7 protein-coding genes are annotated in these 12647 nt (G+C 70.9%); 1 reads left to right on the forward strand and 6 read right to left on the reverse strand.

Annotation, left to right across the window (positions count from 1 at the left end; genetic code table 11):
• Window position 1: 1 nt before the first annotated feature.
• From AB0I06_RS20020 to AB0I06_RS20045, 6 genes are all read right to left on the reverse strand, one after another.
• Complete coding sequence (locus AB0I06_RS20020) at window positions 2-1816, reverse strand: branched-chain amino acid ABC transporter permease (RefSeq protein ID WP_363120155.1); 1815 nt, start codon at window positions 1814-1816, stop codon at window positions 2-4.
• 4 nt (window positions 1817-1820) lie between these two features.
• Entirely contained in the window at window positions 1821-2750 is a 930-nt protein-coding gene (locus AB0I06_RS20025) for a branched-chain amino acid ABC transporter permease (protein WP_363120156.1), read from the reverse strand.
• A 138-nt stretch (window positions 2751-2888) separates the two neighbouring features.
• Window positions 2889-4118, reverse strand: a complete 1230-nt coding sequence (locus tag AB0I06_RS20030) for a branched-chain amino acid ABC transporter substrate-binding protein (RefSeq protein ID WP_363120234.1) — start codon at window positions 4116-4118, stop codon at window positions 2889-2891.
• Window positions 4119-4904: 786 nt separating this feature from the next.
• The gene (locus tag AB0I06_RS20035) at window positions 4905-5777 is read right to left on the reverse strand and encodes a trypsin-like serine protease (protein ID WP_363120157.1); all 873 of its coding nucleotides are present in this window, start codon (window positions 5775-5777) and stop codon (window positions 4905-4907) included.
• A gap of 129 nt (window positions 5778-5906) precedes the next feature.
• Window positions 5907-6395, reverse strand: a complete 489-nt coding sequence (locus AB0I06_RS20040) for a hotdog fold thioesterase (protein WP_363120158.1) — start codon at window positions 6393-6395, stop codon at window positions 5907-5909.
• 56 nt (window positions 6396-6451) lie between these two features.
• Window positions 6452-8731: an FdhF/YdeP family oxidoreductase gene (locus tag AB0I06_RS20045; protein ID WP_363120159.1), complete on the reverse strand. Its 2280-nt coding sequence runs from the start codon at window positions 8729-8731 to the stop codon at window positions 6452-6454.
• A gap of 846 nt (window positions 8732-9577) precedes the next feature.
• Here AB0I06_RS20045 and polA point away from each other — a divergent pair.
• Window positions 9578-12304, forward strand: a complete 2727-nt coding sequence (gene polA, locus AB0I06_RS20050; protein WP_363120160.1) for a DNA polymerase I — start codon at window positions 9578-9580, stop codon at window positions 12302-12304.
• Window positions 12305-12647: the final 343 nt, after the last annotated feature.

Below are 12647 nucleotides of genomic sequence, written 5' to 3' on the forward strand. Positions count from 1 at the left end.
GTTACGCCCCCGCCTTGGTGACGGCCGGTTCGTCGGTCAGCGTGGTCTGTTTGGGTACGTCGAGTTGGCCGGTCTCGTGGAATTCGAGCTGGCGGCGGCGGTTGGCGATGATGCCTTCGGGGCGGAAGCGCATCAGGAGGATGAGCGCGATGCCGAAGGCGAGGAGCGACTTCTCCTGGAGGAAGACGAGCTTCTCGGGGAGCAGGTAGAGCAGGGCGGCGCCGAGGAGGGGGCCTGCGACGGTGCCCATGCCGCCGAGGACGACCGCGGCCAGGAGGAACGCGGAGTTGGGCGGGGTGGAGCCGGCGAACTGGTACGGCGTGGGGACGACGCTGTACGTGACGTGGGCGCTGACGGTGCCGGCGAGGCCGGCGAGGGAGGCGCCGAGGGCGAAGGCGACGAGCTTGACGCGGAAGCCGTTGATGCCCATGGCGGTGGCGGCGGTCTCGTCCTCGCGGATGGCGATCCAGGAGCGGCCGATGCGGGAGTCCGCGGCACGCGTGTAGACCAGTACCACGATGGCCATGATGAGGACCATCAGCAGGTAGTAGTTGGCGAAGCGGCCGAGGGTGAATCCGCCGATGTCGTGGGCCTGGCCGAAGTTGAAGCCGAAGAAGTTCAGGTCGGGGATGTTGGCGATGCCGTTCGGGCCGTTGGTGACGTCGGGGCCCGAGTCGCCGTCCATGTTGTTGACGGCGATGCGGAAGATCTCTCCGAAGCCCAGGGTGACGATGGCGAGGTAGTCGCCGCGCAGTCGCAGGGTCGGGGCGCCGATGAGGACGCCGAAGACGAGGGAGGCGGCGGCGCCGGCCAGGGCGGAGGCCCAGAAGGGCAGGTGGACGCCGGAGATGGTGGAGAACTCGGAGCCGGAGACGAGGGCGGCGGTGTAGGCGCCGACGCCGAGGAAGGCGACGTATCCGAGGTCGAGGAGTCCGGCGAGGCCGACGACGATGTTGAGGCCGAGGGCGACGGTCCCGAAGATCAGGATGTTGACGCCGATGTTGGCGTAGTGGTCGTCGGTCTGGGTGAAGGGGAAGGCGATGGCCGCGGCGAAGCCCATGGCGAGGGTGAAGCTGCGGTTGCCGGCGACCAGGGCGGAGAAGCGGTCGAGGAGGCCGGCGGTGTGCAGGGCCCAGATGGCGAAGGTGACGACGAAGAGGTAGCCGATGAAGAGTTCGCCGTACTCGGTGTCGATGCCGTAGGTGAAGACGCCGAGGCCGATGATGGTGACCACGGTGATCACGGCCCGCTGGATCCAGGGCGCGGTGGCCTGGGAGGCGGGGATGCGGTCGGGCTTGGCGATGTAGGCCTTGAGGGCCTGCTTGGTGCCGTCGGCGTGGGTGCGCTCCTGGGGGAGGGCGAAGGCGCCGAGGACGGGCAGCAGGGAGGCCACGGCCGCGATCCAGCCGCCGGGTTCGAGGTTGACGACGCCGCCGAGCTCGACGCTGATGGCGATGACGGTGAACCAGGTGACGGCGAGGCCGCCGAGGGCGGTGAGGACGAGCGGCGCGTTGTTGCGGGCGGGCAGCAGCCAGCCGAGGCCGCGGATGCCGTAGCCGGCGAGGGTGAACAGGGTGGTGAGGATGCCGGCGGTGAAGGTCAGCCATTGCAGGCCACCGGGGTAGCCGTTGATGGTGAGGTCGCCGGGGAATTCGGCGGTCCAGGTCCAGGCGAGGAACGCGGAGGCGGCGGTGGCGATGCCGCCGGCGAGGAGCAGGGCGCGAGCGGCCGTGGCGGGCAGCGGTATGAGACCGCGCGGAGCGGGCGTCGGGGTGGGGACGGCGTCCGGTGCCGGGGTCTTGGTCGTGTCGGTCATGTGATCACGCCCTGTCCGCGACGCGCTCGCCGAGCAGGCCCTGTGGCCTGAAGAGGAGCACGAGGATGAGGAGGCAGAAGGCCCAGACGTTCGCCCAGCTCTGGCCGCCGAGCTGCTGCATGCCGGGGATTTCGTCGATGTAGGCGGAGGCGAGGGTTTCGGCGATGCCGAGGACGACACCGCCGAGCATGGCGCCGTAGATGTTGCCGATGCCGCCGAGGACGGCCGCGGTGAAGGCCTTGAGGCCCATGAGGAAGCCCATGCGGTAGTCGACGTTGCCGTACTTCAGTCCGTAGGCGACGGCGGCTACGGCGGCGAAGAAGCCGCCGATGGCGAAGGCGATGACGATGATGCGGTTGGTGTCGATGCCCATGAGCTGTGCGGTGTCGGGGTCCTGCGCGGTGGCCTGCATGGCGCGGCCGGTGCGGCTGCGGCGCACGAAGATCGCGAGGGCGGCCATGCAGCCGATGGCGGCGAGGATGAGGAAGATGTCGGCGTCCTTGATGGTGACGGAGCCGATGTCGTGGGTGGCGTCGAGGCCGGGGAAGGCGCGGGCGCGGTCGGCGCCGGGGTAGAAGTTGCGCACGACCTCCTGGAGGGCCAGGGAGAGGCCGATGGCCGTGATGAGCGGCGCCAGGCGTGGTGCTCCGCGCAGTGGCCGGTAGGCGAATCGTTCCGCTCCGACGGCGATGAGGATGGCCACGAGGGCTCCGCCGAGGAGCATGAGGGGTACGGCGATGGCCATCGAGGTGCCGTCGGGGAGGACGTAGAAGTAGACCGTGAGGGCGCCGAACGCCCCGGTCATGAAGATCTCGCCGTGCGCGAAGTTGATGAGCTGGACGATGCCGTACACCATCGTGTAGCCGATGGCGATCAGCCCGTACATCGAGCCTAGGAGCAGCCCGTTGGCCAGCTGCTGCGGCAGGGTGTTCACCGCATGGCCTCCATGTCGCTGGTGGTCGTGTGCACTGGATGTGTGCGTGGTCGCGTGCTGTGGGGGGGTGTGGAAACGGGCCGCGCGGTCGGGGTCCCCTTCCGCGCGGCCCGTGATGCGGCGTTGTGGCGGGCCCGACTACTGAAGGTCGGCGGTGCCGGTCTCCACGTCCTTCCAGGCACCCTTCTCGACCTGGTAGACCGTCAGCTGCTTGTTGGTGGTGTCGCCGTACTGGTCGAAGGAGATCTTGCCGGTGAGGCCTTCGAAGTCGGACTTCTGGACACCGTCGACGACCTTGGAGCGCAGGTCGTTGATGTCGGTCGGGACCTTGCCGCCGTTGGCGTCGGCCGCGGCCTTGACGGCCTTGATGATGGCGGTGGTGGCGTCGTAGGCGTAGGCGCCGTACGCGCCGTAGTCGCCCTTGTAACCCTTGTCCTTGTACGTCTGGATGAACGTCTTGGCCGCGGGCAGGGTGTCGGCGGGGACGCCGATGGCGGTGGCGAGGTCGCCCTCGGAGGACTTGCCGGCCGCCTCGATGTAGGTGGTGGCGAACATGCCGTCGCCGCCGAACAGCGGGATCTTGACGCCGGCGTCCTTGAGCTGCTTGGTGATCAGCGCGGACTCGTCGTACTGGCCGCCGTAGTAGAGCAGGTCGGCGCCGGAGTTCTTGATCTTGGTGACGAGGGAGCCGAAGTCCTTGTCGCCGGTGTTGACGTGGTCGCTGCCGACGACCTTGCCACCGAGCTTCTTGTACTGCTCGTTGAAGATCTTCGCGAGGCCGGCGCCGTAGGTCTGCTTGTCGTCGACGACGAAGGCCTTCTTCTTCTTGAGGCCGTTGTACGCGTAGCCGGCCGCGAAGCTGCCCTGCAGTTCGTCGGTGGTGGCGGTGCGGAAGTACGTCTTGAACGGACGCTTCTTGTCCGTCTGCCAGTTCTTGCCCTGGGTCAGCTCGGGGGCGGTGTTCGCGGGGGAGATCTGCACCATGTTGGCCGAGGCGAACACCTGCTGCATCGTCTGGGCGACGCCGGAGTTCAGCGGGCCGACGGCGCCGACGGCGGTCTTGTCGCCGACGATGCTGGTGGCGTTGGACTGGCCGGTGGCCGGCTGCGCCTTGTCGTCGAGGGCCTTGAGCTTGAACTTCACGCCCGGGACCCAGTTGTTCTTGTTGGCGTCGTCGACGGCTATCTGGGCGCCGTACTGGATGCCGAGGCCGGTGGTGGAGTTCTCACCGGAGAGGGGGGCGTCGACACCGATGGTCAGCGTGGTGCCGCTCCCGTTGTCTCCGCCCTTGTCACCGCTGTCGTCTCGGGAGCCGCAGGCGGTGAGAGTCAGAGCTCCGGTCGTGAGAACGGAGGTAAGAATCACCAAAGAACGCTGTCGCACAATCAGTCCTTTCACAGGCAGGCCCCGCCCTGGTCGGGGGGTGAGTGCCGCGCTGGTACCGAACTCCCGATGGAGGCGGTGACTGGCCGTGACTCTAAGCCCGGGGTAAGGGCACGGTCAGCGGCGTGGGCTCGCTTGTGACTTTCTTGTTATGACGTCGTGGATGACCGGTCTCGGCGGCGGGCCCTCTCGGCGGGTTTGGTGGTTTTTCGCCGAAGTCCGCATTCTGAGAACGCGCACTTCCGGTTGGCCATGGCTGAGATCATGCTGTTGGCGGGGCGTGCGCGCCGCGAACAAGATCGGAAAGGTTTCGGGGGCGGGCCCGGCCGAAGGCGAAACCGTGGCGGTGTATTGCGCGCGCGTTACGGAGCGTCACAGCAGGAATTGCGTGGCTTATACACGGGAAACTCCGCGCTATCGGAATCGGCGTTTTTCCATGGGACGCGGCGGGTCGCTCGCCGGGCCGGGAGCGTGCGCGGGTCTCGCGGCGTGGGCGGTGCGGTGCCGGTGAGGGGCGTACCGCAGTCGAACTCGCCCGTGCCCGCGGCGGGTTGCGTGGCGCTTGGCGGCAACGGCGGTGCCCGGCCGAGGAGGTGCCGGACGGTCGCCGCTGTCCGGTCGCCCCTTCGGGGGCCGGAAGTGCCGGACGGGTCGTACGGGCAGTACGGGCCGCCCCGCCGGCCCGCGGCGTGCGCGGAGCGGCGGGGCGGTGGAGCGGAGCGTGCCGTGCGGCCTCCGGCGTCCGACGCCGCCGGTGGCCTCCGGCGCTGGCTACGGCAGCTTCACGAACGGCGCGAGGAAGGCCCGGGCGCCGGGGGTGTCCAGGCGGTACGTCACGTTGGTCGCGTAGCAGGGGGTGTCGCCGGTGATCGTGGTGGCGGCGAGGATCCGCTTGCCGCCGATGAGCGCGAAGTTGGGGCCGCCGGAGTCGCCGTAGCAGGCGCCGCCGTTGCCCTGCGGCGCGGTCATGGCGAGCCGGGCCCAGGAGGCGTTGAGGGCGTCGAAGGTGACGGGTGCCTTCATCCGGACGCCGCCGCCGGGGTGGGTCTGTCCGCCGGGCCCGTTGACGGCCTCCTGGGTGCCGTACCCGGCGACGAGCCAGTCGGTGGAGTTCAGGCCCTGCGGGCCGAGCCTGCCGAGCTGGTCGGCGGTGGGCAGGGTCGCCGGGGTGAAGCTCCAGCGGGCCTTGACGTCGGCCGCGGGCAGCTGGATCACCGCGATGTCGTGGGTGTCGGAGGCGGGGCCCGGGTAGTCGGGGTGCGTGTGGGCGGTGCCCCGGACGGCGACGGAGGCGGCCTGCGCGGCCGGGGCGCCCGGGTACTTCTTCGCCGCCGCGTCGAGCCCGGACTGCACGTCCTGGTCGAGGGAGACGTAGAAGCGCACGTTGTCGGGCCAGTCCGAGGTGCAGTGCGCGGCGGTCAGGAAGGTGTCCGCGTCGATCATGGTGCCGGAGCAGACCCAGTCGACCCGGTCGGGGGTCGCGGGGTCGCCGTCGTCGTCCCAGGTGGCCACGAGCGCGCCGACCTCGGTGCGTTCGGGGGCGGGCGTGGCGTTGTAGGAGTTGATGGCGGAGGACGGCAGCGCGGTGGCGAGCACGGTGGCACAGGCCGCTGCGGTGACGGCGTAGGCGCGTACGGAGGTCAAGAGAAACCCTTCTACGGGTGGTCGGGTCTTCTCCTGTGGGGGGAGCGCCAGTGAACCGCCCGGGGGCGGTCGCGGCAAGAGTGCGCCCGCCCCTCCAGGGTTTTCCCTACGTCGGCCTGATCGCGGAGGTCAGTCCGCGGCGCGGACGAACTCCTCGTCGCCCGGCTTCACCCCGCGCAGGAGGCAGGTCAGCCGGGCCGTGCACACCCTCTTGCCGTTCTCGTCCGTGATGACGATTTCGTAGGTGGCCGTCGACCGCCCCCGGTGCACGGGCGTGGCCACACCGGTGACCAGCCCGGAGCGCACGCCGCGGTGGTGGGTGCAGTTCAGGTCGACCCCCACGGCGATCTTGGAACTGCCGCCGTGCAGCATCGACCCGATCGAGCCGAGCGTCTCGGCGAGCACCGCGGACGCCCCGCCGTGCAGCAGTCCGTAGGGCTGGGTGTTGCCCTCCACCGGCATCGTCCCGACGACCCGGTCCGCCGACGCCTCGGAGATCTGGACGCCCATCCGGTTGCCGAGGTGGCCCGCGGAGAACAGGGCCAGGAGGTCCACGCCGAGCGCGGCGTACTCGTCGATGACCTCTTGCGGGAACTTCACATGCTGCTGCTCACCCATCGGGCCCGGCTCCGTTCGTCCTCGTCACTCGGCTGCCTGTGTCACTGAGCGAACGCTCAGTCGGTCGCCGATTGTTCCAGACGCACCACCACGGACTTGCTGGCCGGGGTGTTACTGGTGTCCGCGGTGGCGTCCAGCGGCACCAGCACGTTGGTCTCCGGGTAGTACGCGGCGGCGCAGCCCCGGGCCGTCGGGTAGTGCACGACGCGGAAACCGGGCGCCCGCCGCTCCACCCCGTCCCTCCACTCGCCGACCAGGTCCACGTAGACACCGTCCGCCAGCTTCAGGGCCCGCGCGTCCTCGGGGTTGACCAGCACCACCCGGCGGCCGTTGCGAATGCCCCGGTAGCGGTCGTCCAGGCCGTAGATCGTGGTGTTGTACTGGTCGTGCGAACGCAGCGTCTGAAGCAGCAGCCGGCCCTCGGGCAGCTCCGGGTACTCCACGGGCGCGGCGGTGAAGTTGGCCTTGCCGGTGGCCGTCGGGAAACGGCGCTCGTCACGCGGGGCGTGGGGCAGCGCGAAGCCGCCGGGGCGGGCCACGCGCGCGTTGAAGTCCTCGAAGCCCGGGATCACCCGGGCGATGCGGTCCCGGATCGTCGCGTAGTCCTTCTCGAACTCCTCCCACGGCGTGCGGCTTTCCTCGCCCAGCACGCGGCGGGCCAGGCGGCTGACGATGGCCGGCTCCGACAGCAGGTGAGGGCTCGCGGGCTCCAGCCGGCCCCGGGAGGCGTGCACCATGCCCATCGAGTCCTCGACCGTCACGAACTGCTCGCCGCCGCCCTGCAGATCGCGCTCCGTGCGGCCCAGCGTCGGCAGGATCAGGGCCCGCGCGCCGGTGACCGCGTGCGAGCGGTTCAGCTTCGTCGACACGTGCACGGTCAGCCGGGCCCGGCGCATGGCCGCCTCGGTGACCTCCGTGTCCGGGGACGCCGAGACGAAGTTGCCGCCCATGGCGAAGAAGACCTTCGCCTCGCCGTCGCGCAGGGCGCGGATGGCGCGGACGACGTCATAGCCGTGCTCACGCGGGGGCGCGAAGCCGAACTCCTTCTCCAGGGCGTCCAGGAACGCCGGCGCCGGGCGCTCGAAGATGCCCATCGTGCGGTCGCCCTGCACGTTCGAATGCCCGCGCACCGGGCACACGCCCGCGCCCGGACGGCCGATGTTGCCGCGCAGCAGCAGGAAGTTGACCACTTCCCTGATCGTGGGCACGGAGTGCTTGTGCTGGGTGAGGCCCATCGCCCAGCACACGATGACGCGCCGGGATCCGAGGACCATGCGCAGGGCCTTCTCGATGTCCTCCCGGCTCAGGCCCGTCGCCGTGAGCGTCTCGTCCCAGTCGGCGGCGCGGGCGGCCTCGGCGAACTCCTCGTAGCCGTGCGTGTGTTCCCGCACGAAATCCTCGTCGACCGCGCCGTCCGTCTGAAGGATCAGCTTGTTCAGGAGGCGGAACAGCGCCTGGTCGCCGCCGAGGCGGATCTGAAGGAACAGGTCGGTCAGCGCGGCGCCCTTGACCATGCCCTGCGGGGTCTGCGGGTTCTTGAAGCGCTCCAGGCCCGCCTCGGGCAGCGGGTTGACGCTGATGATCTGCGCGCCGTTGTCCTTGGCCTTCTCCAGCGCGGACAGCATGCGCGGGTGGTTCGTCCCCGGGTTCTGCCCGGCGACGATGATCAAGTCGGCTTTGTGGAGGTCCTCCAGCAGGACGCTGCCCTTGCCGATGCCGATCGTCTCCGACAGGGCCGAACCGGACGACTCGTGGCACATGTTCGAACAGTCGGGCAGGTTGTTCGTGCCGAGCTCGCGGGCGAACAGCTGGTAGAGGAACGCGGCCTCGTTGCTGGTGCGGCCGGAGGTGTAGAAGACCGCCTCGTTCGGGGAGGCGAGCGCGGCGAACTCCTCGCCGATGATGTCGAAGGCGCGCTCCCAGGTGACCGGCTCGTAGTGCGTGCCGCCCTCGGGCAGGTACATGGGGTGGGTGAGACGCCCCTGCTGTCCCAGCCAGTAGCCGCTGCGGCCGGCCAGGTCGGCGACCGGGTGCGCGGCGAAGAACTCGGGCGTGACCCGGCGCAGGGTGGCCTCCTCGGCCACGGCCTTCGCGCCGTTCTCGCAGAACTCCGCCTTGTGCCGGTGCTCGGGCTCCGGCCAGGCGCAGCCGGGGCAGTCGAAGCCGTCCTTCTGGTTCACGCTCAGCAGCGTCAGCGCGGTGCGCTTCACGCCCATCTGCCGCTGGGCGACGCGCAGCGTGTGCCCGATCGCCGGCAGCCCCGCGGCCGCGTGCTTCGGCCCGGCGACCTGCGGCGCGTCCTGAACCGGATCACTCTTCGGCGGCTTCGACGCCATCACACGCTCCCCTTCGACTGCACTGTGAGCTATGTCTCCGATCCTCGCACGGGGTGGTGACAGGGGAGGGGGTGGGCTGGGGGAGGGGAGGGGGTGTGTGCGGGTTCCGTGGGGAGGCGGCCGACGCGGTCCGCCTCGGTCCGCCGGCCTGGTCCCGCCGGACCGCAAGGCTGGTCCCGTCGGGTCGCCGGGCTCTTCGCGTCGGGCCGCCGGGCTGTTCGCGTCGGGCCGCCGGGCTGTTCGCGTCGGGCCGCCGTCGTCGGGTCACCGTCGTGGGGGCACGGGCACGGGCACGGGGCACGGGGCACGGGGCATGGGGCATGGGCACGGCCACGGGGCATGGAGCAGGGGGCAGGGCAGGGACCGCCGGGCCACGGGCACGGGGCCGGGGTGGGCGCTGGCGGGGGCGACCGTCGTGGCGTGTGTGTGTGGGTTCGCCGCCGCCTTGGTGCAGTGGGGGGCGCCCGCCCGGCGCTCACGGGGTCTGCTCGTGCTGCCTCGGCGGGGTTCGCCGCCTTGGCGCCCACAGAGGTTCGACCGCCCCGGCGCCCGCAGGTTCGACTGCCCTGGCGCTCGCAGGTTCGCCCCGACCGGCTCCCGCAGGTTCGCCCGCACTGGCCCCGTGGGTCTGCCGCCCCGGCGTGGACGAGGCTGCCGTCCTGGCCGTGGACGGGGCTGCCGTCCTGGCCCCGGAGGAGGGAGTGCGCCACGGCCTCGGCCTGGTGCGGTCCTGGCGGCGTGCGGGGTCCGCCGCCTCGGCTCCAGCCGGGTCCGCCGCTCCGGCCCGGCGGGGTCCATCCGTGGGGGCGGGGCGGAGTGTCAGTGGGGCGTGGCAGGATCGGGGGCGTGGCAGAGACAGCATCGAAGACGACCGACCAGACCTCCGGCGGCAGCCGGCCGCGACTGATGCTCATGGACGGGCACTCGCTGGCCTACCGCGCGTTCTTCGCGCTGCCCGCGGAGAACTTCACCACCGCGACGGGCCAGCCGACGAACGCGATCTACGGCTTCGCGTCGATGCTCGCCAACACGCTGCGCGACGAGGCGCCCACGCACTTCGCGGTCGCCTTCGACGTCTCCCGCAAGACGTGGCGCTCCCAGGAGTTCACGGAGTACAAGGCGAACCGCTCCAAGACCCCGGACGAGTTCAAGGGCCAGGTCGAGCTGATCGTCGAGCTCCTCGACGCGATGGGCGCCCAGCGCTTCGCGGTCGACGGCTTCGAGGCGGACGACGTCATCGCCACCCTCGCCACCCAGGCCGAGGCCGAGGGCTTCGAGGTGCTGATCGTCACCGGCGACCGCGACTCGTTCCAGCTGGTCAGCGAGCACACCACGGTGCTGTACCCGACCAAGGGCGTCTCCGAGCTGACCCGCTTCACCCCGGAGAAGGTATTCGAGAAGTACGGGTTGACGCCCGCGCAGTACCCGGACTTCGCGGCCCTGCGCGGCGACCCGTCGGACAACCTCCCCGGCATTCCCGGCGTCGGCGAGAAGACCGCAGCGAAGTGGATCAACCAGTTCGGTTCCTTCGCCGAGCTCGTCGAGCGCGTCGAAGAGGTCAAGGGCAAGGCCGGCCAGAACCTCCGTGACCACCTGGAGTCCGTCAAGCTCAACCGCCGGCTCACCGAGCTGGAGCGCCAGGTGGAGCTCCCCAAGGGTGTCAACGACCTGGAGCGCGCGGCCTACGACCGCAAGGCCGTCGCGATGATCCTGGACACCCTGGAGATCCGTAACCCGTCGCTGCGCGAGCGGCTCTTCGCCGTCGACCCCGGCGCCGAGGCGGTCGAGACGACCCCCGTCGACACCGAGGGCGTGCAGATCGAAGGCACCGTGCTCGGCACCGGCGAGCTGCCCGCCTGGCTCACCGAGCACGGCACCCGGCCCCTTGCCGTCGCCACGGTCGACACCTGGGCACTCGGCACCGGCTCGGTCGCCGAGGTCGCCCTCGCCGCGCCCGGTGGCCCCGCCGCCTGGTTCGACCCCTCCCAGCTGGACGAGGCCGACGAGAAGGCCTTCGCCGCCTGGCTCGCCGACGCCGCCCGGCCCAAGGTCTTCCACAACGCCAAGGGCGCCATGCGCGTCTTCGCCGAGCACGGCTGGAGCGTCGAAGGCGTCACCATGGACACGGCCCTCGCCGCGTACCTGGTCAAGCCCGGTCGCCGCTCCTTCGACCTGGACGCGCTGTCCCTGGAGTACCTGCACCGAGAGCTGACCCCCGCCGCAGCGGCCGACGGCCAGCTCGCCTTCGGGGCGGACGACGCCGCCGAGGCCGAGGCCCTGATGCTCCAGGCCCGGACCGTCCTCGACCTGGGCCAGGCCTTCGAGACCCGCCTGGAGGACGTCGGCGCCGCCGACCTGCTGCGTGACATGGAGCTGCCCACCTCGGCGCTGCTCGCCCGCATGGAGCGGCACGGCATCGCGGCCGACCGGCCCCACCTGGAGGCCATGGAGCAGATGTTCGCCGGTGCGGTCCAGCAGGCCGTCAAGGAGGCCCACGCGGCGGCCGGGCACGAGTTCAACCTGGGCTCGCCCAAGCAGCTCCAGGAAGTCCTCTTCGGCGAGCTGGCCCTGCCCAAGACCAAGCGGACCAAGACCGGTTACACCACGGACGCCGACGCCCTCGCCTGGCTCGCCACGCAGACGGACAACGAGCTTCCGGTGATCATGCTGCGCCACCGCGAGCAGGCCAAGCTCCGCGTCACCGTCGAGGGCCTCATCAAGACGATCGCGGCGGACGGCCGCATCCACACCACGTTCAACCAGACCGTCGCCGCCACCGGCCGCCTGTCCTCCACCGACCCGAACCTGCAGAACATCCCGGTGCGTACGGACGAGGGCCGGGCGATCCGCCGCGGTTTCGTCGTGGGCGAGGGGTTCGAGTCCCTCATGACGGCCGACTACAGCCAGATCGAACTGCGCGTGATGGCCCATCTCTCCGAGGACGCCGGCCTGATCGAGGCGTTCACCTCCGGCGAGGACCTGCACACCACGGCCGCCTCCCAGGTCTTCGCGGTCGAGCCGACCGCGGTGGACGCCGAGATGCGCCGCAAGATCAAGGCCATGTCGTACGGCCTGGCCTACGGCCTGTCCGCCTTCGGCCTCTCCCAGCAGCTGAACATCGAGGCGGCGGAGGCCCGCGCCCTGATGGACGCGTACTTCGAGCGGTTCGGCGGCGTCCGGGACTATCTGCGCCGGGCGGTCGACGAGGCTCGCGCCACGGGTTACACGGCGACGCTCTTCGGGCGCCGCCGTTACCTCCCCGACCTCAACAGCGACAACCGCCAGCGCCGTGAGGCCGCCGAGCGGATGGCCCTCAACGCGCCGATCCAGGGCACGGCGGCCGACATCGTCAAGATCGCCATGCTGAAGGTCGACGCCGCGCTGAAGGAGGCCGGCCTCACCTCCCGCATGCTCCTCCAGGTCCACGACGAAGTCGTGCTGGAGATCGCTCCCGGTGAGCGGGCCGCCGCCGAGGAACTGGTCCGCCGCGAGATGGCCAACGCGGTCCAGCTCCGTGTCCCGCTGGGCGTCTCGGTGGGCGCGGGACCGGACTGGGAGTCGGCGGCGCACTAGCCCGCCGCGCGGCCCGACAGCCGTCCCGCAGGACGTGGCGGGGCCGGGCGGTCCTGGGGAACACCCGGGCGCCCGGCCCCTGCGCCGGTCTGTCGAACGTGGTCGGACCGGGCGGGTTGACTCACCAGCGCACCCGGCCCACCACCCCCCACCCCCACTGCGGGACCGTCACTCGCGTGGCCCCCGAGAAGGCGCCCCGGCCTCCGGTCGTGGTCAGGATGCGGGGCATGGGTATACGCACCTTCCTCAGCCGTACGGCACCCGGTGTGGCACTCACGCCGGTTCCGGTGTCCGAGGCCGCCGCGAGCACCGTTCGCGTCCCCGTCCCCTTCACCACGGCCCT

The sequence above is a fragment of the Streptomyces sp. NPDC050674 genome, assembly GCF_040654575.1.
Taxonomy (GTDB): Bacteria; Actinomycetota; Actinomycetes; order Streptomycetales; family Streptomycetaceae; genus Streptomyces.